This window comes from Candidatus Magnetobacterium casense, from assembly GCF_000714715.1.
GTDB lineage: Bacteria > Nitrospirota > Thermodesulfovibrionia > Thermodesulfovibrionales > Magnetobacteriaceae > Magnetobacterium > Magnetobacterium casense.
In genome coordinates, this window is sequence record NZ_JMFO01000001.1 from 58,366 (window position 1) to 82,924 (window position 24,559).

Genomic DNA, 24,559 nt, shown 5'->3' on the forward strand with positions numbered 1-24,559 from the left:
ACATCCAGATATCCCTCTTTGCATAAACAATCTCACTTATGATAACATTACGGAATGATTTCACACAATAGTTAGAAAAAAATGCACACTAAACATACCATAAACAACCTTGCCGAGGTATCGGATATCGTTGCACGTCTGCGTGACAACCTCAACAGCGTCATCACGGAACAGACGGCAACGATACGGAAATTGATAGCGGCCTTCTGTGCCGGTGGACACGTCCTGATTGAGGACTTCCCGGGCACGGGCAAGACCATGCTGGCAAAGGCGTTTGCAAAGACCATCCATGCCGATTTTAAGCGCATACAGTTCACGCCGGACCTCTTGCCCTCTGACATCGTGGGCATATCCATGTTTGATCCGGAGGTCAAGCGGTTTTCGTTTCGCAGGGGGCCGGTCTTTACAAACATACTGCTTGCCGACGAGATCAACCGTGCCTCACCCCGAACGCAATCGGCATTGCTGGAGTGCATGGGCGAACAACAGGTCACCGTCGATGAACGCTCATATCCGCTGGCTGACCCGTTCTTCGTCCTGGCCACACAGAACCCCGTCGAGTTTCATGGCACCTATCCGCTGCCGGAGGCCCTGCTGGACCGCTTCACGATGAAGTTGACCCTGGGATACGTCTCCGCCGAAAGAGAGACCGACATCCTGACCGCACAACTGCACTCACACCCGCTTACTGCCATAGAGCCATGCGTCTCCGTAAGCGAAGCCAAGACCATCCAGGAGGCCGCAAGGAAGGTCTACATCAGCCGTGAGCTGTGCAAGTACATCGTTGATATCACACACCACAGCAGGGGCGGCAAAAACGTTAAACTCGGTGCCGGCCCCAGGGCATCCCTAGCACTGATGAGCGTCAGCCGTGCACTTGCCCTCTGCGATGGCAGCGATTTCGTTACCCCGGAGCACATCAGGGAAGTGGCCGTGCCCGTGGTGGCCCATCGCATCGCACTGGACCCTCATGCCGTCTTTGAGGGCGCCAGCTCACAAGACATCGTCAAAGACATCCTCAGAACGGTTCCCTGTCCGGCCTGATGCCTCGCAGGCGCTTCACAATGGGTCGATCCCGCTTGTTGTATTACCTTCAATGGTATCTGTCCGGCCTTATCTTCAGGATAAACACACGATTTACAACCGCCGGTAAGTTTGCCGTAGTGGTGATGATTTTTACCGGTCTGCTGGGAATAGATGTCCGTCATATGGTGACATATGAGATATTTACGTTCCTGTTTGTGATGATTGTCTCTTCGATGCTCTATGCCATGCGGTTCAGTCTCACGGTCAGGGTTGCCAGGACGCTGCCTCCACACGTAAGCACTCAGGCCGAATTTTCTTACAAACTGTTGATCGAGTTCGCCCCGTCAACGAAGAAGAAACAACAGAGAGGACTTGAGGTTGTCGATATCCTTGAAGACCCCAGGCCAACGCTCAGGGAATTCCTGGACTCCGACGGCGGGGAACGTTCCCCGTGGCGGCAGTGCGTTGACAGGACAGCGGCGGTTACGGTGACCACTCCCGTTGTCATTGCCCATGATACGGGGGCAGGCAGCGAGGCCACGTTGACCATTACGCCACAACGACGTGGAAAGATCGTCTTTAAGGCCGTGTTGATAGTGCGTAAGGACCCCCTGGGGTTGTTCAGGGCTGTTATCAGGATCCCCCTGGAGCAGTCTCTTATCGTGCTTCCGCAGCGATATGCGATGCCCGATATCTACCTCTCCGGCGGACGGATGCACAACCAGGGGGGCGTTACCATGGCCATGTCCGTCGGGGAATCGGGGGAGTTCTACGCGATGCGCGACTACGCTCCAGGGGACCCCATACGCATCATCGACTGGAAGAGCTGGGCCAAGACCAACAAGCCGGTCGTCAGGAAGTATCAGGAGGAGTTCTTCAGCAGACATGCACTGGTCATGGACACTTTTGGGGAAAAAGGGCTATCACTCGATGACGTCTTTGAGGTCTGCATTAGCATTGCTGCATCGTTGATCGTCTCCATCAACGACCAAGACTCACTGCTGGACCTCATCTTCGTGGAAAACAACGTCTACTGCTTTACCACAGGCAGGGGGCTGACCCAGAGGGTTGACGCCCTGGAGTTGCTGGCCGGTGTAAGGCTGACAAAAGACAAGGGATTCGATGTACTTGCAAACAGCGTCAAAAAGAGACTGGCAATAACCAGCAGCCTGATCTGCGTCTTTATCCGGTACGATAGCGCCAGAAAGCAACTAATAGACTACCTCCTGGCCAGCGGTTTGCCGCTGAGGGTCATCATGCTCTGCGACAAAACAGACGTCATAGAGGAACTGATGCAACCGCCATACAGCTCCGTGGTAACCATCATCGGGACGTCTGACGTCCAGGAGGGCCTGCGGAGGCTGACGGGGGGACGATGGGGATGAAGTTGCCGCTATTAATTGGAACGACATTTGTGTTCTGGGGGTGGCACCAACAGGCGCTTATACTGTCCGTTGCCCTGGGGATAGTGGTTGAGGCGGCCAGATTCGTACCCGTGCGTTTTGACGTCAGCCAGGAGAGGTTTAAGGTGCTTGTCAACATTGTCATCATCCTGTCTCTTGCATTTCTGACGTACCTGTATTTTTCCCAGAGCAACAAACGCATATGGCTCATACCATTTCTGCGGTGGTTGCCCGTGTTTCTAACCCCAATCCTGGTTGCACAGTGCTACAGCGAGCGCGGGAAGATTCCCACACAGGCACTCTTTACACTGCTTGGCAAGAGACTAAGGGACATCCCCACATACAGGGAGATCGACTTCAGCTATGCCATGCTCCCAATACTTGTGGCGTCGGCCAGTGTCTCCGACTACGACTCCCGTGTGTATTTTCCGGGCGCTGTGCTCATATCCCTCTGGGCACTGTACCCTGAGCGCAACCGACGATTTGCTATGGCGCATTGGGTGTTTCTGTCGTTGTTCGTCTGTCTGATCGGTTTTTGGGGGCGAAACGTTATACCATATATGGAATCATATATCATAGACCTTGAGTCAAAGCTGCTGTATAATTATGCGATATACAAGAGTTCCGACCCTGCCCTGACCAGGACTCATATCGGATACGTGGGCAGACTCAAGCAGTCAAACCGCATAATAATGAAGGTCACAGCCGATTCCCCGTTGCTCTTGACCAATGCCGTCTACGACCTCTACGGCGCCCCAAACTGGCACGTCTCCGACAAGCGATTCAAATTGGTAACATCAAGGGCCAACAAGGACGAGCCTGACAAGCAGACCTGGACGCTTGTACCCACGGTATCGTCATCAGACGTACACGTGCTCACCGTAGAGACAACCAGCGCCGATGACGAAACAACCCTTGCCCATCCCACGGGCAGCATGGAGATCAGCGGTCTGATTGCCAGACGCCTGCAGGTCAACGGCCTTGGCACGCTGAAGGTGGAACGGGAGGCAGGGTATATGCTTTACAGTGTTCGGTACGACTCCGGTAGTGCCGGCGCTTTCCTGCCCGGGGCGGCAGACGTTGTCGTTGCCGATAAGGAAAAGGCCATCGCAGCTAGATTCATCGACCACTACAACCTACGCGGACTCAGCCCGGGGCAGTTATTGTACAGATTGCCGCTGATCTTTCACAGCGACTACAGGTACTCACTCGTCAACAAGGACGTTGCAGGTGGCGTATCACCCCTGGAGCAATTTCTCATGGGGCAGAAGTCCGGCCATTGCGAGTACTACGCCACGGCAACAACACTGATTCTCAGGGCGTTGGGCATCCCCGCCCGATACGTCACTGGCTACCTGGTCAGCGAACGTCAGGGCAGGGGGCAGTTTATCGTGCGGCAACGTCATGCCCATGCCTGGACGGTGGCGTGGCACAATGGCAGGTGGATTGATATTGACTCAACTCCGGCGACGTGGTTGGAGTATGAAGAGCAGGAGGCGTCGGTCTTTCAGCCATTGTCGGACTCCTTTGACAAAGCCCTCTTTATCGTTCGCAGGTGGTTGGAGGCAGGCGGGATAAAGCAGTCGCATTACATTGTTTATGCGGGCTTTGGCGTAGTGCTCTTGTATCTGCTTATAAGGAATCGGGCGTTATTTACGTTAAACATACGTGTTAAGCGGTCCGTGGCGGATAACGTTCAACGTCCGGGCAGTGATGTGCCGGTGTCGCCGTTTGCGGAGCTTGAGGAGATGATTGCCCGGCGTGTCTTTCCGCGTCAGGCTTCGGAAAGCCTCCTGGAGTGGCTTGAGCGCATCCGGCAGGGCGGTTACGATGGCATCAATACTGAGGAGTTGGCAGGGTTGGTGCGGTTGCATTATCGTCTGCGGTTTTGGACGGGCCAGGGCAACGACATGGCATTGGAAGAACTTAAAACCGGCGTTGAGAAAGAAAAGGAAAGAATCAGGACGTTTTCAGACGGTTAGGGATATTGTGAACTCTGCTCCGCCGGGGATATTTTTTACTGTCAGGCTTCCACCCATGTTGGCCTCTATGATGGTCTTTGACATGTACAGACCGATGCCGGTGCCCTCTGAACCCTTGGTGGTGAAATACGGCTCAAATATGCGACCCTTTACATCTGCGGGGATACCTCCGCCGTTGTCTCTGATCGAAATAACGATTTGCCCCTGCCGCTCCAATGGCCTGGCTATCTCTAACTCGATCTGACCTTGTACACTGGTGCCGGTGGCTGCACCGGATATGATTGCGTCCTTGGAGTTGTTGAGGATGTTGAGGATCACCTGCTTGAACTCATTGGGATAGCCATTGGCGATCAGACTCAGAACGGATGTGACCTTGATGTTGACTTTTATATTGTTTCTTGTAAAAATCGGACTAAACATCGAAATTAACTCATCTATAGCATTTTTAACATCAAACGCCACCTTCTGCTTGGACGGCTTGAAGAAGTTCCTGAAATCATCTATCGTCTTACCCATGAATGTCACTTGCCCCATTGTTGACTCAATCGTGCTATCTATATAATTCTTGTCGAGTTCGCCAAACCCATAGGCATCCCTGAGGTCCTGGACGATTATAGCTATAGCGCTGAGGGGCTGCTTCCACTGGTGGGCGATCAAGCCGATCATCTCGCCCATGGAGGCCATCTTGGACTGCTGAATGAGCATCTGTTCTTGCATTTGGCGTTTTGCGGTCTCTTCCCGCACCAGGGATGCAAGGTTGACGTTGAGTGTTTTAAGTTCATCCTCCAGGCGCTTGCGCTCAACCGCCAGGGCATAGATAGAGGCAAGACGCTTTATGATATCAATGTCAGCGTCCGTGTAATCCCTGTCGGCGTTTGCCAGGGCAATGTTGCCAATCAGCCTGTCACCTACCATTGCCGGTACTGACAGGTACCTCGTTAACGGAATGTGTCCCTGTGGCAGACAACCCTTGTATGCCGGGTGTTGCGCAGGATCGTTTGTGTAAAACGCCTGCATTGTGTTGAGCACGTGTCCCCAGAGCGCATTATAACCATCCTTGCCCTTGTGGAAGGCCAACCTCCTGTGCCTCGTATCCACGTTGCACTGCCCATCTGACATCATCTCCGTAAGGGTATGACTCACCTGCTCCTCCGTTACACTGTCAATCTCCGATACATGCCCGTGCAGACTGTCCGTCAACCTCATCGCCTGCCGGTTTACCAAAATCGAAATGTCAACGATGTCCTTATCCGGCGACAACAGCGCCTCCAATAACTCCGCTACGGCCCTCTGAAAGTCAAGCTCACGATTCATCGTCAACTGTGCACGCTTGATCTCCGAAATATCATGCAGTAGCGTGAACTTCGATATTGAACCGTCATTGTTCCTGAGCGGGGTATCAAAGTGTGAGTATGTCTTATTGTTTTTGGGACAAAACCACTCCCACGTTATACTCTCTCCAGCAAAGACATCCTCTCTCATGCACCACGGACATTGCCCCATGCCGTCATGAAAGTACTCATAGCATTTGCGGCCATTGACTTCTCCAAACTCCCTCAGTGTCGCTGCATTTACAAACTCTATGTCGTAGTCTACGCTTACTATGTAGATGCAGTCTTGCATTGCATCCATGATCCCCATGAGCTTGTCACGCTCGGTCTTTACTGCTTCAGCCATTTGCCTCTGCTCTGTTACATCACGAGCGGTGGCATATGTCAGACCTGCCTCCGGAACGGGTGACGATCTCCATTGGATGTGTTTATATCTGCCGTCCTTACACAGATATCTGTTTTCAAAGTCTACTATCTGGATTCCTTGAGAGAGCTTTTTGATTTCGTTAAGTGTTTTTTCAATGTCATCGGGGTGGACAAATTCTATAAACGGCCCGGACTTAAGCTCCACTGCCGTATATCCCAGTATCTTGCTGAATGATGGACTGACAACCCTGAAATATCCATCGATGTCCGCAATACACAACATGTCAATAGAGAGGTCAAAGAACCTCTTCAGCTCTTCCTCTGAATACCGGAGCTGTACCGTTGTCTCACGGATACTTTCGATGAGGGCCTCTTGCTCCTTTAACGCATCCTTGAGCGATTCCTCTGCCTCTTTGCGTCCGGTAATGTCGTATGAGAAACCACAGACGCCAACCGTATTGCCCTTTTCATCGCGCAGGGGAAACTTAAACGTCAGGTAATAACGGTATCCGGCACCCAGTGCGGTGTTTTCTATGCCCTCTGGAGCACCTGCCTCTTCGGTCTCTATGCACTGCCCGCTCTGCATTACATACCTGTCATTTTCGATAAGCTGTTGCGCCATCTGTTCGCTAAAGAAGTCAAAATCCGTATACGGACGTCTCTCTAAGTCCGCACGTGTGACGTTGAACAAGTCCTCGGTCTTTTTGTTGATGAAGGTGTAAGTGCTCTGTCTGTCTTTCATGTAGACATAGGCGTCGATACTGTCCATATAGTAGGCGAAGAATCGCTCCGAGTGTCCCAACGTCTGCTTCCTTGCCAGTCCCATACCGCATATCTGTCCGGCAAGACGCAGCAGGAAGTCCATTAACCCCCTGACGTACTCTTCTGTAAAGATCGGCACCCTGGCCAGGGCCTCAAGATATTTATCGCCGTCAAAGCCGAACTCCTCAGCCTGCCTGGCAAAGTATTGCACATCCGGGGGGGCAAAGAAGAACTGTCCGGTGAGGAGATTGCCCATGTGTATGCCATCGATAACAATGGGCACGGCCACGTCAACGAGGCCGTTTTTACACCTGTAGACGTTATACCGCTCACCGCTCTTGAGCATACTTGCTAGTGCAGTATCACTTTCCCTGCATCGCATGGCTGTTTCGGGATGCATACGGTGAAACCCCGTACAGATTGGCTGCCATCCGGTGGCTATAAGGACATTGCCCTCGATGTCGAGCAAGGCGGTGACCGCCCCCGTCAACCGGGTAAAGCTCTCAAACAGTCCGCGCAGTTCCTCTATGTTGAACAGCTCTGATAGCTTGTATGTCATTGCCCTATGTTGTCCAGCGCCTTAGTTATGAATGTAATTTGACAATGTAATATTATAGCATATTAAAGATGATATAATCCTCGAGTTTTCGAAAAACCTAATAAAAAATGTCTTTATTTTATCCATTATATTATGGTACAATTATTATCTATGGGTATCCTCTTAAAAAAGCAGGGTAAAATTTATTTCACGGTTAAAAGGCATGGATTCCTGCTCCCTGTTCAAGCCAGGGACATGTGTCGCAGGAATGACAGTTACAGCCATTTTCCAAGTGTGTCATTCCTGGCTTGACCAGGAATCCAGGATGCGTAAAAGTATAGTTACCATGAAATATAAAATAGGATACCATCTATGGTAAGTTAAGAAAGGGAGACGATATCCATTATGCTACTAGACAGACCACTGAGCATTGAGACCTTATTGGACAATGAAGCGCAGAGGAGACTTATAACCCCAACCCTCTCCCTGATCGCCAACATCGCATCATCCCATACGGGCGGGGTTCGTCTGTTGGTAAAGGGTGACTGTGGGAGCGGCAAGACTACCTGCCTGCGAATGTTGGAGAGCTTTTACAGGGATTACTGTGCCTATCCGGTTGTGTTTACAGACAGGTGGCAGGGGACGACCCCCCTGACAGATATACTCCTGAAGCTGGGAGAACTACAGGGGCTCAATCCACTTACTAAGACCAAACTCAGGCAGATACTGAGGCCAATGCTCACCCACAGTGTGTTGCTGTCTGAGACCTTCCTGAGCAACCTGTTTTTACCCAACAACCACACGGTTGAAGATGCCATCAGGGTGGTTGAAGACCAGACTGAACGACTCACAGCGGAAGGCAGAAAGGTCGTTGGGATACTAAGAGGCATTATCTCAGAGGTCAGGGCAGACTACGAGGCAAGCAAGACCCTCAGCGTTTACAAGAAGTGGCTGCAATACCTCCTGGACTTGCCCGTGGTGGAAAAACAAAAGAGGCTGCTAGTCCTTATCTTGGACAACATTGATGGCGGCAGGTATATTGATGTCATAGAGGCAATCAACACGCACTTTGACGCCGAAGGGGTGTTGGTGGTGGCCGCCGTCAACGATGCAGAATTAGGTCCGACGGGTGTCATGTTGCTTGAGAGGGGGTTTCAGTTGAGCGTGGAGCTTTCACGCACTTCCCTGAGCGACCTTCATCTGACCGGCATAAGGGCCTGCGTTACCCCAAAACAGTTGGCGCACATACGGGCCGTCTTGTCGTCGTTAGACCCCTTGCCTCACAGAAAATGGATCAGGTTGCTTGACAGACTAGAGCAGGAGGTCATCTCAGGGATGGGTAAGGAGCATGAAGCGTTTGAGAAGGTGTTTTTTGTCTCAGCGGTGAAGGAGTTGTTTCCAAGGCTTGAGGTGTTTTCGCGGCAGTTTCCGGGTCTGTTGGATAAGCTCTATGCTGCTGCCACGGACTCGCCTGCTTACCCCGCACTTGCCAGGGCCATCGAAATAGCACAAAGCGACACCACGTACTTCCAGTTCCCCGCCGAAGCATTCAAACGACTAAAGGATACATGAGGTGTAACAATGATTGAAGAGGGAACAAAGGCGCCTGATTTCTGCCTTGAGGGCTTGGATACGGATGGTCAGGTGCGGGAGTTTTGCCTTGGCGGGCTGCTTGAGGGTGGCAGGATGCTCATCCTGTATTTCTACCCCAGGGACAATACCCCCGGATGCACTACCGAGGCATGCGACTTCCGTGACAACCTAAACAGGTGGACTAGCCGTTGCACCGTTGCCGGGGTTAGCCCTGATGCCATCGGCAGTCACAGGAAGTTCCGGGACAAGCACGACCTCAACTTCCCCCTGTTGAGCGACCCCGAGCGCAATGTCCTGCGGATGTACGACGCATGGGGTGAAAAGGTGAGCTACGGCAAAACCTCAACCGGTGTTATACGTACCACCTGCCTTATTACACACGATGGCATAATAAAAAGGCTCTGGAGAAAGGTCAAGGTCAAAGGACACGTCGCAGAGGTGCTAAACGCCCTGTAGTTTACCTTATCGACTGGTCTCTTGCAACATACCCTTTGCGTGTGACAGGAAGTCGTCGTCCTTTTGCAACTGACCATACCAGCGGGCAAAGAAATTCACAGAGCGTTTCCAGCCCCCCGTGTGATATCTTAAATCGTTGGGTTCTTCGTAACTGGGATATTTAAACAAGACGGCAATGTCATCCGTGCAATGCGTTACACGATAGCCTTTTTTCCGGGCAAGCAGACACAGGTCTACTACAAAAAAGATGACGTCATTATCAAAGCCACCAAAACTCTCAAATACATCTCTGTTGACACCAAACAAGAAGACCGGCACAAACTCCGACTTCTTACCTTCCGTGTTTATTGCATTTGGCGTAAAATTAAAATCCGTACCGGTGCCCAATCGAAACGGCGTCAGGTCTGCGTTATATATAGGCATACTCGCAAAGCCGTCTTTTATGGAATCCAGAAAATCATTATCCCTGACCAGGAGCATCCCCGGCAAAATGAAGATCAGATACTCGCCCGATGCTACCTCAAGCCCGCAGTTAAAGAGGGTTGATATCCTGTCAGCATTTGTCTGCACTATGGTCAACCCCTCGGACTTGTCCAAGATATCGGCCTTGATGGTTTCATCGGTGGCAACGACGATATATTCTATGTCTCTGGCTGCGCCACAGTACTTTGTGTTGGACGACAGGTTGTTCATGGTCGCCATAAAGGCCAGGGGGTCGTTGCCAGTTGGTATGATAAAGCTGATCTTGCCGCTGATACGGGGCTTTTTAAAGGCAACCTTGGATGTCGCTCTGGTTTTTTCGTTCTTCACCCTGAGCACATACGATATCACGTCAATAGCACGCTGCACCGACATGCCGTCGAGTTTGTAGAAGACCTTTTCAAGGTACTCCTCGGTGGTGTCGATAATCTCTTGTGGTACGCCCTCCTGCATGGTCTTAAAGAGGTTCTCCCAGTTGCCCACCGGCGAAACGGTCTGGGCCACGTTTATGTCCTTGTAAAACTCATCGCCGTCAACCACGTTATAGAGGTCAAACAGCGGCTTTCTGAACGCCAACGCCTCCACCCCCAGGGTTGTCTTTCCCATGACAACGCAGTAGTCGGCCACAGCAAGCACCTTGTAGGGGTCATATCCAAAGACCACAATGGCCTCTGGCATGATATCGAGCAACAGCTTTTTGATCTCCTCAAAGACGGGGTGTGCCACCTGCGGGTGCCACTTAAAGACACACACGATATCAGGACGCTTAAGCTCCGCCAGCAACGTCGCCCACACCGCCCGCTCTGCCATCGCTGCCCAGTACGTGTTTGGTAAAAAGGCGATAACCTTCTTATCCGACGGGATTGAAAGCTCCTGCTTGATGGCTGCTACGCTTGCCGGTGTCGTGTATTCCTTGATAGCCTCATCTATGTGGGTGTTGCCTACTATTATCATCTTGCTGTAACTGCACCCGTGATTGACCAGGCGGTTTCTGGTCTCCTGTCCCCACAGGAGGTTAAGCATCGAGTACTCGGTGTGTGTGGTCAGGTTTATCAGGGTGTTGTAGTAGTCGCCTTCCTGCAGGGTGATATAGGCCACGTCGTATTTCTTTGCCAGGTGGCCGATCTGTTTGCCCCAGGGATTCATCTCATGCAGCGTGATAAACATGTCAGGGCGTTCCGTCTTTATAAGCTCCTCCAGGCAGAAGTAGTCCTCGACGTTTCTCATCAGCGACCTGTGCTGCTGAAACAACGACCAATGACGAAACCCATGCCAGGTGAAGTTGACCTTGCTCCACTGGCTGAGTAGCTCGTTTGAGGCAGCTCGTATCTGTTGCGTTGTCTGCTCGGTGGCATACTCGATGAGAAACTTACACTTAAAGTTGTTCTTGATCACGTCCTTTTCAAAGGGATAGTCAACCAGCGAGGTAAAGAACATTATCTGAGCACCCTGCTTTTTGAGTCCCTGCGCAACGGGAAAGAGAAACCGACTGTGGTGGGGCAGGGCACTGAAAAAGGCAATCTTGCTGCGCTTTAGCTTAAACATCAATCATTCTCCTGCGTATTGGCACCAATCAGGTTGCAGACCCGACAGTTTCTGCGATAGTGACAGTTGCCTGCATCGGGGGGAAGCTGTCCAAGTTTTTCCATAAGCAGCCTCCTGGCAGCCCTGTGACAGGGGTTGACCTCCAGGCACCTTTGCAGATACTCCGTCCTTCCCTCCAGCCCATACAGGTGGTAGTAGGCCCCGGAGAGAAACTGCTCGTTATAGCACGCCCTTGTAATTTTCCTGAACATTGCGATGGCCTTGTCCTTGTCGATCAATTCAAACTGCGTGGCCGTGTTGTAAAAGACGTGCCAACTGTCATTGTGTTTAAAACTTTTAAACTGTTTAAGCTCCCTGATCTCAAGGAAGGCGGGGATAAAGTCCGCCCACTTTCTGGCAAAATAGGCCTGATCGTGCAGGAAGGTTGAAAACACGGCGGGGGTCTTCTTTATGTAATATCTGTAGTTGTGAATGACCTTGAGGTCCAGGACAGAGGCCACACGTCTGCCCTTCTGCCAGGCCTGCATACAGATGTCGAGGTCTTGCTGATATTTCTTGTAGTTTGTGTCAAAGTGATAATCCTTACAGTTTCGCACCATCAACACGGCACTGCAAAGCGTTGGGACATATATGGAGTTGTCGATGATCTCATCACGTTCCATAACGGCGTCCGCCCAGAGGTGTGATATTGCCTCGGCGTCGATCCAGATGCCGTCGTGGTTGGGCTTACCGCTTTCAAAGACGTGTCGGCATCCCACGATGTCTGCCCGCAGGTTTTCGGAAACCGCATAGAGGCGTTCGATCCAGTCAGGTTGTAGTATTTCGATGTCATCATCAATAAATATGGCAGACATGCCTCTGCCTGCGCAGTAGCCCAACATGCGGTTCATCACGGTTGGGTGGTTGAAACCGCTGTCATAGTTGTTGTCGATGACAAAGAACTCTGCACGGCTGAGGTCGGATGCCTTGACGGACCGGATAGCCCGTCTGGTTATCAGGCGTCTTACGTCGGGGCAGCACATTACGATAACCGTATCTTTCACATTCGGCTCGTATCTATTGAGTCAGCAGATGGCACTGACGGCAGATTATTGGATGATCGCATTTGTTTACAAAGGACGGTGAGGGGTTCACATACAACCGTTGCAGGTTCTGCCGTGCCGGTGAGTGGCAGGGGTTAAACGTCAGACAGTTTTCAAGGTGTTGTCTGCCTCCCTCAAGCAGAAATAGCTGAAAATAAGCCTCTGCTATATAACGTTCGTTAATGCACTCGGCCACCACACGGTTAAACATACTGCTTGCCAGCGTCTTGTTAAACGTCTTTAGCCGCATAGCCCTCTGAAAGAAGTGCGCCCACATGACGTCCTTGCAGAGACCTTTTTCGTAACGCCGCACCTGTGGCATATTGGTCAGCTTTGGGATATAGGATGCCCATTTGTCCGTGAAATAGGCGGAGTCTTCGTTGTATGTATCCGTACAGGAGGGATCTCTGTGCTCGTAGTATCTCAGGTGGTGTATGACCTTCAGGTCAATGGCACAGCCCACGGAGCTGCCCCTCTGCCAGGCCTGCAGGCAGATGTCTGCGTCGTGGTGATACTTTTTGTAAGCGGTGTCAATGCTATAGGCTGCGCAGTTTTTGATGAGCATTACGGCACCACACAGGGCCGGGACATAGATGGCATTGCCTGTGACATCAGCCGGGTCTATCATCATATCCGTGTACGTCCACATGGAGAGGTCGTCGTCAATATAGATACCCTCGTGGTTTGGAAGGCCGTTTTCGTATGTGTGGACACATCCCGTTATATCCGTCCCCAAGTTTTCGGATGCCGCATACAGGCGTTCGATCCAGTGGTAGTCGTTGATCTCCGTATCGTCTTCCATCAGTATCAGATTCTTACCGGTTTGGGCCGCAAAACTTAGCATCTTACTGACAACGCTTGGGTAGTGAAAGTGCTCGTCGTAGTTGTTGTCCATCACGACAAGATCGGCACGACCGAGGTCAGACTCCTTCACCGCACCTATTGCCCTTTTGGTAAACAGCCTGTCAACCGACGGGCAGCACATCAATATAATGGTATCCTTCATACCAAAGCGCAAGAAAAGAAGAAGAAAAGAAGGGGGCCAGCCCCCTTGACCCCTTTATACAGATACGATGCTAAATCATTATTAAAAGTCATTTTTATTCGTCAACGACCTTGTCCTGGTTTCTGATAAACCATGTGGGGTCTGTGATTATCTTTCCGCTGTAGGGTTGCATTTCATCGGTGCCAAAGCGGCTTGCATACTGGGTTGTAAAGCCGTCGCAGATGAATCCTGCGGCGCAGAACATGCACTTGTCGCTCTGGCAAAAACCGTCACGTTTGACCTTGTTGGCTACGTAGAGGTGGTACTCGTCTTCGGATTTAAAGATGCTGCTTATGTGTTCAGGGACGTGGTAGGCTATGTTGCGTGTATCCATGCAGAACCAGCTACAGTAGTCCCACTCGTGGCTGTCGTAGCTGAGTTGGGGGTAGTTGTAGCACTTATTTTCGTGACCCTTCATGATGCAGAATGGCAGATAGCGGACGTTGGCCTCCAGACCTACCTCGTCGCAGTAGTCAAGGGCCTCTTTGAGGTATGGGGTTATTTCGAAGTGTCTTGACTGAAAATCTATATCCATCTTCGTAGACCATTCACCAAAGGGGTTGTAGTTTATGAAGTTTATCACCCTGCCGCCGGCGTTATAGACGAGTTCTGCGATAGTCCTGAGTTGGTGCCGGTTGACGGCGGTCATGGTACAGTTGGCGCGCCACTTCATGTCGATAGCGTGGAGGTTTTCCAGGGCAGTCATGACGTTCTTCCAACTGCCTCTGACCTTGGTCAGGTCATCGTAGGTATCTCCGAGGGCGTGGATGGAGCACAGGAAGTCGTAGACGCCGTATTCTTTAAATTTCAGGGTCTTGTCTTTTTTGGCCAGCGCCTGCATGTTGGTAATCAGCGTGGGGGTCAGGCCGATCTCCTTACAGTAGTCCAGGAGTTCAAAGATGTGTGGATAGACGGTTGGTTCACCGCCAGTGATGTCCACCCATTCGTTGCCATAGACCGTTCTATATTGATGGGCGTCCTTTTTGCATTCTTCAATGGTGTGCCAGTCCTTTGCGGGGGTGTAAGCGTAGTAGCAGAAGACGCATCGGACGTTGCACAGGTACCCCACGTAGAGGACGCCGCGTTTGGTGATGCTGCGTTGTCTGGTCTTTGTGAGGTTGGTGGCGGGATGTATAAAGGGTGCTGCAGAGGGTAGCACTTCAGAGTCCGTACTGCCCAGGGTGGTTGTCTTTTTGGCATTGCCATTTGCGGAGTCCCTGTAGGAGTCAAACCCGATTACCTTGCCGTCATCATATTGATCGCCAAGGAGTTCCTGGATGTACTTTCTGATCTCTGCCTCCCGGCCAAGCGGTGTTATCAGTATTGAGTCTACATCGTGGACATAGTCTTTTAGGGCATTTGGATGTGCTATGGTACGGCCCATAAATTGCTTTCCTGCGAGGTTCTTATCCACGATCAGCTTTACGGTCTCTCCGAGTATGGGCAGCAGGGATGTGGCAACGGTGCCAGCGCCGTAGATGGCTATGGCCTTTTTACTGAGACTGTCTCTGAGGAGTGCCGCGGTTTTGGTGATTATTGCCATTTCGGTGTGGACCGTCATTGTCCTGGCCTCTCTCAGGTGAAACCCCGGAAGGTATTGGACGCCCGCTGAGAACTTAAATGGTCTTATGTAGTCATCGTTACCATCTGTTGTAAGCGATATGGATTGCACCTGGTGTCCCATGGCCTTCAGGTTCAGGCAGAGCGCCTCTTCCGGTGATGCATGGGCATCAGGGGTCGTAAACCACGAGTCTTCGTTGTGCTTGCAGACAAGGTCTCTTATGGCGGCAGCATCTGCCAGGATGGCGTCAAAGGGGGCGACGATTACCGCATTGCCGGTATCGCAGGATTCTGCAACACTCACCATTTGTCTCAACGTTGAAAGACTTGCCTTGTCAATCCCCCGCACCCACAACAGGTACGTGAAGGTTTGATGATAGTCCTCAAGGGCTGCGGCCTTCAGCAGTGTCCTTCTTGTTCTGAGGGCATCGTCGTCGTGGTGGAAAAAGCAGAAGCTCTCAGCGTGAAAGTAGCGGGAGAGTTCCAGGTAAAACTCGTGTACTCTCAGGCGTATCTCCCCTGTGGCATTTTTGTCAAGCACTATGGCAGCGGCTATTTTGATGTCCAAAGGTTGTTTCATATCATTGCCTCGTTATTTTTTTTTAAGTATTTTTCGAGCCACTTCAGCTCTTGCACGGTGTATAAGGAGGTATTAATAAATTTCTGCCACTTGTGGACAAAAATGTCTCTGTCACCGGAGTTGTCAGGTGCAGTGGGGGAGGTCATACGCTTTATACTTATATCCAAAGAGGTTGCTGTCTTTTTACCCATACTCCAGGCCTGCATACACACGTCGGCATCACAGAGGCTGCCCCTGTAAGCGGCGTCAAAGTGTATCTTATCCGGTTGCGCAATAAAGACAACACCATCCGCAACCACGGGCACATACAGGGGGGATTGCATCCCTGCCGGCAGGTCTGTAAGCTGCTCAAATATTGGTCTCTCAGATGGCCTCTCAGGTGGTCTCTCATAGGCACCGTCAGCGGCAATAATCGCCCCGACAAACTTCACGCCTGAGCCTTCAGCGTACTGTTGACACCCCACCACGAGGACATCGGAGTTAGCGGCAATAGCTCGCAATTTCGTAAGCCAGCGCACGTCTTCTATGAGCACGTCGTCAGAGAGCAGCACCAACGGACGACCATCGGCCAGCTTCTTGAATCCCTCAAGGTACTGCCCACGGTTAAAATCCTCACCGTAGGCGACATCCACAATAAAAAGCTCCGCCATGGAAAGGTCGGTCTTCTTCAGGTGCTCAACACACCTCCTAGCCCGTGGATGATTCATATCCAGCGTCTGGAATACCAGCAGCAGTTCCTTCATAATCTCTCACCTATCATAACTGTTCTCAGCAACAAACAACAAGTCTATATCGGTCTGATATAATTTTACCTTTAACCGGACATGGCAATGGTGATATACAGAACGTTTAGAGGCTGTGCATAATTGCGATTGCCCTGGGGTGTGTGGTATTGCCGTAGGTTTGTTATTTGGGCTATAATTAAGATATGTAGTTTGCAACCAGAGATGGATGAGTAACGATAGATGATGTGAGGAGATTTCTACGATGAGGAGTTTTTATTCATATGGCCCGGTTGACTGTCGGAGTAATTTCTGCGTACATCGCAGGGATTTAATAGAGAGGTGTGCCGGGCAGTTGGTTGGCGACATAATAGATGAAGGTGGGCGATATTTTACTATCTGGGCGCCCAGACAGACGGGCAAGACGTGGGTCATGAGACAGGTCAGGGATGATATCCTGGCTCGGTACAAAGACCATTTTATCGTTGGTACCATGTCCGTTCAGGGAACGGTTTTCAAGGACGATGACGACGTAGACCACCTTTTAGACAATGTCCCTATGCTGATCTGGGAGACCTTTAAGCTCAACATAGATACCCCTGATAATTGGCAGTCTTTCAGGAGAATCTTTGATCGTACCGGTGGAATTTTTGACCGCCCGGTTATCCTGTTCATTGATGAGTTTGACAGTTTGCCGCCCAAGGTTATCGACATGCTGGTAAAGATGTTCAGGGACATGTACCTCAAGCGGGATTCGTACCTGTTGCACGGTCTTGCCCTCATTGGTGTACGAACGGTGCTCGGTGTAGAGAGCGAGCGCGGTTCTCCTTTTAACGTCCAACGTTCGATGCACATCCCCAACTTTAGCAAGGAAGAGGTCGCTGAACTGTTCCGGCAGTACGTGGACGAAAGCGGACAGGACGTTGCCCCCATCGTGGTTGATAAGCTCTACCGGGTAACCAGAGGACAACCGGGGCTTGTGTGCTGGTTTGGCGAGCTGCTCACGGAGAAGTACAACCCCGGAGTTGGCACTACAATTGACGATGCGCTGTGGGGCGATGTCTATGGCAGCGCCTTGAGCGTAGAATTCAACAATACCACGCTCAACCTCATAAAGAAGGTCAAGGGGGCGTATCAGCAATACGCAGTGAGTCTGTTTACGAGGGCCGATATACCGTTTAACATGGACAAGGACTGGTGCAACTACCTCTACATGAACGGGGTCATAGATACGGAGGTCGTCGTTGACGACAAAGGTCAGAAGGTGCATGTCTGTCGGTTTTCGTCTTCGTTCGTGCAGGAGCGCATTTATAATGTCCTGACTGACATCTTGGCTGACATTCCGATCTTGCCGATAGGGATTTTGGATGCACTAACGGACGTCTTTGAACCCGATCGATTAAATCTCCCGGCCCTCCTGGAGAGATACAAGGATTACCTGCGACGCTTGAGCGCAAAGGGGATCAACCCCTGGCAGGGACAGCCGCGACGTGCCGACCTGCATTACACGGAGGCGGTGGGGCATTTCCACCTCTATGCCTGGTTGCAGGCCGCCGTTGGACGCCGGTGCATCATAAGCCCGGAGTTTCCCACGGGCAACGGCAAGGTAGACCTGCATCTGAGGTGTGGTGGCGTCGAGGGGATCATCGAGGTAAAGAGCCTAACGAACGTCTCTGCCCTGGTCACTGACAGGGAACAGGCGGCAGGATATGCAGCCGGTCTCGGCAGGGACGCAGTGACCATTGCCCTCTTTGTGCCCTCCGAAGACGAAGACGTACATGCGCAATTATCCGGGGTGCATGTGGTTGGGCAGGTGACGGTGACCGTGGTGTCCATTGGATGTGCAATTTGACACGTCCCCGCTGTCGTGTCTTGATTGTGGATAGGACTCCGGTAACGTGAAACGGGCAGAGATACTGAGCTGGTGTCTCTACGACCTGGCAAGTGCCAGTTATCGTGCCATTATAATGACGGTCGTCTATCCGGTCTATTTCGTGGACAAGGTGGTTGGCAATGCCGGTGGCGATGGTGACCTGTGGTGGGGGCGGGTTATTTCGTTGAGCATGGCCATTGTGGCTGTGATGGCGCCTGTTATCGGCGTTTTTGCAGACTACGGCGGAGTAAGAAAACGCTTCCTGGCTGTATCTACGCTGGTATCCGTGACGGCCATTGCTGCCCTGTACGTGGTCAAACCGGGGATGGTACTCTATGGTGTTGTCCTGGTGGTCATCGCCAATATCGGATATGAGACCGCTATGGTCTTTTACAACGCCTACCTCAACGACATAGCAGAGACGCACTACCAGGGACGTGTATCGGCATGGGGCTTTGCCCTTGGATACCTGGGATCGCTGATGTCACTTGGCATCGCCTGGCCGCTTGTCAAGGCACAGGCGTTGGAGACGCTGTGGCTTGCAACGGCGGCGTTTTTCCTGGTCTTTTCGCTGCCGGCATTTATCTGTCTGCCCGCCGATAAAAAGACCGCCACTGTCATCGGTTCCATCTCCGGGCATCTCGGAACGCTCGCCGACAACTTCAGACAACTGTGGCAGATGAGTCAACTGAAGAAGTTCATGCTTGCCTACTTCTTCTACGCAGACGGCACAAACACGGTTATCGCATTTTCAAGCATCTACGCCGCCACCACCATAAAAGTACCCAACGCTCAACTAATCTACCTGTTTTTGATAGTCCAGGTTACGGCCATCGTTGGCGCCGTGGTCATGGCCAAACCCATTGACAAGTGGGGCGGTAAAAGGGTCATTGTCATATCCCTGCTGCACTGGAGCTGTATAACCATCAGTGCATACTTTATCACGACAAAGCCGGCGTTTTTTCTGCTGTGTGCCGCAGCCGGCCTGGGACTTGGCACCATACAGGCTGCCTCGCGGACGTACTTTGCCGGTTTTATCCCCCACGGCAGACAGGCCGAGTTCTTTGGCCTCTACGCCATGATCGGAAAGACTTCGGCCATCTTAGGTCCCCTGCTCTTTGGCGCCCTGTCGGCACACTTCAAAAGCCAACGACCTGCCATCATCTCCATCACCCTGCTCTTTGTCGTCGGACTTGCTTTCATCCTCACGGTAAAAAAACAAAATTCCCTAGTCTACCCCGTCAGCAATTCTCAGTGAGTTTGCAATGTGGCTTTTTATAAGAATGTTGCTGTGTAAAAAAATTTTCCCCGTAATAACTTTAGAGCATATCGCTTATATATCAATAATCTATAGGTATTTTTAATGAGAACCTCTGATATGAAAAAAAACACTTTACAAAACCGGTCCGTTTATATTAAACTACATATTATAGGGTTGGATAGTAATGCCGGCGGTACTTAATCCGGTGTATAGGCTCTTGCGGATAAGGTGATGCCACCGTAGCTCAGGGGTAGAGCAGCTGATTTGTAATCAGCCGGTCGGGGGTTCAAATCCCTTCGGTGGCTTAGTTTTTTCAGGTCATTCTAAAATTGTTCTAAAATATTTCTAAAATCATCAGAATTTGATTGGTCGGTATATTCCTATTGATCTTGATGCTTCGAGTGTAGGTAGCACTCCAATCAACCGTGGGTGATGTATAGAGTATTGAAAAAAGTGAGTTTATGTGTAATAATATTTGTATGTAATCACACATACAGAAAGGAGCAGGACATGAACTGGATTTTGTGCTGTTGACATGAGCAATAGAATTGTGGTAAGGTTAACATATACATTGTATGTTAGAAGGTATATTGCTCAGGAACACAGACAGCCATGACTCGGCCAACATAGACGAGTACATAAGGGGTGGCGGCTATAAGAGCCTCGAAAAGGGAGTGCTTGAGCTGACCCCGCGCGACATCATAGACGAGGTCAAGGCCTCGGGATTACGTGGCAGGGGGGGGGCTGGATTCCCCACGGGAATGAAGTGGCAGTTTGCCGCACTGGACCCCAAGTTTCCTAAGTACCTCATCTGCAACGCCGACGAGGGAGAACCCGGAACCTTTAAGGACAGACCGATACTCGAAAAGAACCCGCACCTCCTCATAGAGGGAATGGTACTCTCTGCCTATGCGTTGCAATCGACGCAGGGTTACATATACCTGCGCGGGGAATATCCACAGGCTCGGATTATCCTCGAACGTGCCATACAGGAGGCCTACGACAGGGGCTACCTGGGCAACAACATCATGTCACGTCACTTCCGCTTTAACCTGACGGTGCATATGGGTGCGGGGGCGTACATATGCGGCGAGGAGACGGCACTTATCGAGTCGCTTGAGGGCAAGAGGGGGCAACCACGGATCAAGCCACCGTTTCCGGTCAATGCTGGTGCCTGGGGCAAGCCAACGATAATCAACAACGTCGAAACCCTTGCAAACATCCCCTACATTGTCAGTGAGGGGGCCAAGGCGTATACCGGCATAGGAAATAGGGATTGCCCTGGACCAAAGCTATTCTCCGTAAGCGGGTGCGTAAACCGTCCCGGTGTCTACGAACTGCCAATGGGCACAAGACTGCGAGAGATTATCTATGACCACTGCGGAGGGCTCAAAGAAGGCAGGACTCTCAAGGGCGTGATCCCCGGAGGGGTATCAACCCCAATACTGGCGGCAGATAACATAGACTGTGCAATGGACTTCACCAGTCTGCCCAGGGCCGGTAGTCAGCTAGGCTCGGGGGCCGTGATCGTCATTGACGACTCCGTGTGTCTGGTGAAGGTCTATGAGCGGGCAATGGCATTCTTTGAACACGAATCCTGCGGCAAGTGTACACCGTGCCGTGAGGGAACCGGATGGATGAGGAATATACTCGCCAGGATTGAACGAGGACAGGCCACCGCAACTGACGTGGATACGTTGCGTGACGTTGCCGGAAACATAGTGGGCAAGACCTTCTGTCCCCTCGGCGATGGTGCCGCAAACGTACTGTTGACGTTTCTGAAACTATACCCCGAGGAGATCGAGTACCATATAAAGCATAAACGCTGTCCACAAAGCCACAAGCCTGAATAAGAACCGGAGCTTTGCCTTCCCCCACTTGACCCCAATCCAACCCGGAACTGATATTGAAAGACAGCGTAAAATATCAACAACCCATAAACATTTTCCGAGGCACTTGCCCTGCTTACGTAACTCTTGACACAGCGGGGGTATTCTCTTAGATTTAATGTAGACAAAGAAATAAGGAGTAAAGAAGAATATGCCAGTAGTTGATTTTTATAGAAAGATACCAACAAAGAGTGCAGACCAGGTTCGGGAGATTATAAGCGGTCAGCATCGTGACGACTATAGTGTGTTAGATGTGCGCCAGCCACAGGAGTACGAGCGTGGTCATATCCCCGGAGCGATACTAATCCCCCTGGGTGAGATACCGGATCGAATGTCTGAACTTTCAAGCAACCGCCCTGTTATCGTCTACTGCCGCAGCGGTAACAGGAGCATGTCGGCAGCGGCCATGCTCATCAACGGCAACTTCACCGACGTGTATAATCTCGATGGCGGCATAAACGTCTACAACGGCCTTAAGGCACAGGGGCATCCGGAGGTAAAGAGTCTCTTTTTTCCTGTTGGTGCTGCCTTTGAAACCGTTGTCTCCCTTGCCTGGTCACTTGAGGAGGGATTGCGCATATTCTACAGCAGTTGCAAGGACTTATCCAAAAAACCGGAGGCCATCGCCCTGTTTACAAAGCTCGCCGAGGCCGAAGACAAACACAAGGCAAATATCGAAAAACAGTATTCCAACATCACCGGTAAGTACGACATGGAAAAGATCGGTAAAGAGACTCCACACCTGATGGAGGCCCTGCTCAACATAGAAGAAACCATCCAGTGGTGTCAGGGCAAAGACGTCGCCGACATCATAGAGCTATCCATGACTATAGAGGCCAACTCCTATGACCTGTACGCCTATCTTCAGAGGATGGCAGGGGATGAGCAACAACGGACTTTCTTCAGGACAATGGCTGATGAGGAACTCTTACACATAAGGCAGATGGCCAGTGTCCTGGTTGTTTGAGCTGACTATGGGTCTCCCCGTTTATATCGGTTTTCTGTTAACAATGGGAGGGGTTTTTTCCTCGGGTGGTTTTTTGGCTGATGCCGGCGACTTTGGCTCTACTGTTTGTACCTTTGGTAGTAATTCGGTGCCCCTTATTTGATTCATTGACACAATGTCCTGCAAATACTTTGCACCTGTAAAGTCCGTGTTGCCCGAGTAGGGATTTGTATAGGACAAGGTCTGTTCGACCATTTTCCTGTATATCTTTTCATCGCTAAATGGCGACGGGAAGTCAATTATGTACGGGTTCAGGAAGTTAAACAAGTCTCTCATCTGATAGTCAAAGATGCCGTATGTGGAAAAGGTCATTATAATGCTGCCATCAAACGTACCCCATAGCTTGAGCAGACTTCGTAGTAGATTTTTATTCAGCCTGTCAAAGTTTTTCAGGATAATGAGTCCGAAATAACTAAAGGATTCAAGAGGCATATCATCCTGCACAAGGTTCTCACAGGGGATTACGCAAAACATACTTGAGTACATGCTGAAGTCCTCGGAGTCGATGAGCTTGCTCAGGATGTAGTGTGTGTAGATTTCATCTTCATATCTGATAATCAATCGCCCTGTTTGGGCAAACCGGGTAATGTTGTTTACAAACATGGTGCTCTGCGGGTCCTTTGCAAACAAGTCCCTTGTCCTGACGGATGTTCTGGTCGTGCTCATGGTCTTGATGCTACCCTTGCGACCAATGTCTTTGAGGATGGAGTTGGCCTCCTTTACGATGTTTTCCATGAAGGTAAGCAGTCTGTCACTATCCATACCGGTCTTGAGCAGTCTGTTCAGCAGGACGTTTATGGAGGTTTTTTTGCTTTCTATGATGGCCTCGGCAGTCATAAATATCAGGTATGCGATGTATCCAAAGCTCAGGTTTAGCTTATTTACGCTGATCTTTATTTTCTTATCGATGTTGTAGTGGGGGTTGCGGCAGAGATAGGCCAGCAGATAGCCATCAAATAGTTCTATTAGCGATTTCATAAAATTATGCACGTAGAGGTGGTTTATCTGTATAAGGTCTTTGTCATAGGCCATGGTTTCAAGGAACCTGGTCATCTCCGAGTATATCTGGGAAGGCTCCTTGTAGTAGGCATTCATGTTTTTTCTGCCCTTTGCCAGGAGTACCTCTATACCTTTTGTCTCCATATTCATTATGTTATTGGCTATGCCGTTCTGATCCTTATAGCCAAAGAACGGAGACAACTTTGGGAGCATCACGGCCTTTAAGGTCTTGAGCATATCAAAGGAGCTGTCTTCATCGGCCATATCTGACCTGTCATGTTCGATCTTGACGTAATCGGATGAAACCTTCTTGACCATATCTATGCCAAGGCGTTTGATGGCGAAGTCCACGTCCTGCAAGACGAAATCGTCGTCCTTCCTGAATATGCTGGCCTTTTCTGCCACCATCTTGGTCAGTTCGGGGATTTTGTATATCAGGTCTTTTAATATTGCCAGGTTGGTATCCTTGGATTCCAGTTCGGCCATGAGGGTGATGATGGTGGATAAAGACTCCTTGCGTATGAATTCTGTGACAGCCTCGTCGGAGAGTTTGTTTTGTGCCCTGAAGGAAGCGTCTTTTAGACGTCTGACATTTTTCTGTATGTACTGCCAATCGTCAAATGGCGTAAGGAAAGCCAAGCCGGCCTGTTTGTCGTCCTGCCATACAACCCGAACCTTTAGCTGTCTGCCAACCAGAGGTATTACCATCTCAGGCTTTTCAAACATCTCAGTCTTGTTCTTTTTGAGTCTTGCCCCCCTGGAGCTGAGTTCGACAATGCTGCCAGGTGCACCCACGGCTACCTTGTTTATGTAATATCTAAGGTGCTTTCTGCGATTTAAAACTACACTTTCTTCGTTTGTCTCCATATCAGACATTATCCTCCTGTGTCATATTTTTGCTACCCTGGCCTGTCATTGTCTTCAATACATGCAAATACATTCTCCTAAAGTATATAACAACTCAAATGCATTTATCAAGACAATAAAGCGTAGTGCGTAGTGCCAAATTTTGGAACGAACCACCCACCGATGTTAATGTGCAAAAAAATGGCGCAATGGT

16 protein-coding genes and 1 tRNA gene are annotated in these 24,559 nt (G+C 50.7%); 10 read left to right on the forward strand and 7 right to left on the reverse strand.

Annotated elements, in window-relative coordinates; all coding sequences use genetic code 11:
* Window positions 1-81 precede the first annotated feature (81 nt).
* The 3 genes from Mcas_RS00250 to Mcas_RS00260 are packed head-to-tail and all read left to right on the forward strand — an operon-like array spanning window position 82 to window position 4,411.
* Window positions 82-1,044, forward strand: a complete 963-nt coding sequence (locus Mcas_RS00250; protein ID WP_040333263.1) for an AAA family ATPase — start codon at window positions 82-84, stop codon at window positions 1,042-1,044.
* A gap of 20 nt (window positions 1,045-1,064) precedes the next feature.
* Complete coding sequence (locus Mcas_RS00255; RefSeq protein ID WP_040333265.1) at window positions 1,065-2,411, forward strand: DUF58 domain-containing protein; 1,347 nt, start codon at window positions 1,065-1,067, stop codon at window positions 2,409-2,411.
* Window positions 2,402-4,411: a DUF4129 domain-containing transglutaminase family protein gene (locus Mcas_RS00260; protein ID WP_081853481.1), complete on the forward strand. Its 2,010-nt coding sequence runs from the start codon at window positions 2,402-2,404 to the stop codon at window positions 4,409-4,411. Before Mcas_RS00255 ends, Mcas_RS00260 begins: the two co-directional genes overlap by 10 nt.
* Here the strand turns inward: Mcas_RS00260 and Mcas_RS15895 are convergent.
* On the reverse strand, window positions 4,400-7,429 hold the full coding sequence (locus tag Mcas_RS15895) for a PocR ligand-binding domain-containing protein (protein ID WP_052566622.1): 3,030 nt from the start codon (window positions 7,427-7,429) through the stop codon (window positions 4,400-4,402). The two genes, Mcas_RS00260 and Mcas_RS15895, sit on opposite strands and share 12 nt — an antisense overlap.
* A gap of 384 nt (window positions 7,430-7,813) precedes the next feature.
* Between Mcas_RS15895 and Mcas_RS00275 the strand changes: the two genes are divergently transcribed.
* Complete coding sequence (locus Mcas_RS00275; RefSeq protein ID WP_040333270.1) at window positions 7,814-8,980, forward strand: P-loop NTPase family protein; 1,167 nt, start codon at window positions 7,814-7,816, stop codon at window positions 8,978-8,980.
* 9 nt (window positions 8,981-8,989) lie between these two features.
* Complete coding sequence (locus tag Mcas_RS00280; RefSeq protein WP_040333272.1) at window positions 8,990-9,457, forward strand: peroxiredoxin; 468 nt, start codon at window positions 8,990-8,992, stop codon at window positions 9,455-9,457.
* Between the two features lie 6 nt (window positions 9,458-9,463).
* Here Mcas_RS00280 and Mcas_RS00285 read toward each other — a convergent pair whose 3' ends face one another.
* The 5 genes from Mcas_RS00285 to Mcas_RS00305 form a co-directional block, all read right to left on the reverse strand.
* Window positions 9,464-11,482, reverse strand: a complete 2,019-nt coding sequence (locus Mcas_RS00285) for a glycosyltransferase family 2 protein (RefSeq protein ID WP_040333274.1) — start codon at window positions 11,480-11,482, stop codon at window positions 9,464-9,466.
* Window positions 11,482-12,525 (reverse strand): glycosyltransferase family 2 protein, encoded by a 1,044-nt coding sequence (locus Mcas_RS00290; RefSeq protein ID WP_156032951.1) that lies wholly within the window; start codon window positions 12,523-12,525, stop codon window positions 11,482-11,484. The genes Mcas_RS00285 and Mcas_RS00290 overlap by 1 nt, the downstream gene beginning before the upstream one ends.
* A gap of 13 nt (window positions 12,526-12,538) precedes the next feature.
* Window positions 12,539-13,570 carry a hypothetical protein gene (locus tag Mcas_RS00295; RefSeq protein ID WP_156032953.1) on the reverse strand — a complete coding sequence of 344 codons (1,032 nt, stop codon included), beginning with the start codon at window positions 13,568-13,570 and terminating at the stop codon, window positions 12,539-12,541.
* A gap of 94 nt (window positions 13,571-13,664) precedes the next feature.
* Window positions 13,665-15,749: a radical SAM protein gene (locus Mcas_RS00300; protein WP_040333280.1), complete on the reverse strand. Its 2,085-nt coding sequence runs from the start codon at window positions 15,747-15,749 to the stop codon at window positions 13,665-13,667.
* Complete coding sequence (locus tag Mcas_RS00305) at window positions 15,746-16,492, reverse strand: hypothetical protein (RefSeq protein ID WP_040333282.1); 747 nt, start codon at window positions 16,490-16,492, stop codon at window positions 15,746-15,748. The genes Mcas_RS00300 and Mcas_RS00305 overlap by 4 nt, the downstream gene beginning before the upstream one ends.
* 244 nt (window positions 16,493-16,736) lie before the next feature.
* Between Mcas_RS00305 and Mcas_RS00310 the strand changes: the two genes are divergently transcribed.
* The 5 genes from Mcas_RS00310 (at window position 16,737) to Mcas_RS15900 (ending at window position 22,461) form a co-directional block, all read left to right on the forward strand.
* Window positions 16,737-18,323, forward strand: coding sequence for an AAA-like domain-containing protein (locus Mcas_RS00310; RefSeq protein WP_040333284.1), 1,587 nt, complete (start codon window positions 16,737-16,739; stop codon window positions 18,321-18,323).
* 46 nt (window positions 18,324-18,369) lie between these two features.
* Window positions 18,370-19,602 (forward strand): MFS transporter, encoded by a 1,233-nt coding sequence (locus Mcas_RS00315; RefSeq protein WP_040333286.1) that lies wholly within the window; start codon window positions 18,370-18,372, stop codon window positions 19,600-19,602.
* 236 nt (window positions 19,603-19,838) lie between these two features.
* Window positions 19,839-19,910 (forward strand) — tRNA-Thr (locus tag Mcas_RS00320).
* Window positions 19,911-20,180: 270 nt separating this feature from the next.
* Window positions 20,181-21,458 carry an NADH-quinone oxidoreductase subunit NuoF gene (gene nuoF / locus Mcas_RS00325; RefSeq protein ID WP_040333288.1) on the forward strand — a complete coding sequence of 426 codons (1,278 nt, stop codon included), beginning with the start codon at window positions 20,181-20,183 and terminating at the stop codon, window positions 21,456-21,458.
* A gap of 187 nt (window positions 21,459-21,645) precedes the next feature.
* Complete coding sequence (locus tag Mcas_RS15900) at window positions 21,646-22,461, forward strand: rhodanese-like domain-containing protein (protein WP_052566623.1); 816 nt, start codon at window positions 21,646-21,648, stop codon at window positions 22,459-22,461.
* A gap of 21 nt (window positions 22,462-22,482) precedes the next feature.
* On the opposite strand, the gene Mcas_RS00335 is transcribed toward Mcas_RS15900, so the two are convergent.
* On the reverse strand, window positions 22,483-24,366 hold the full coding sequence (locus tag Mcas_RS00335; RefSeq protein ID WP_040333290.1) for a hypothetical protein: 1,884 nt from the start codon (window positions 24,364-24,366) through the stop codon (window positions 22,483-22,485).
* Window positions 24,367-24,559 lie beyond the last annotated feature (193 nt).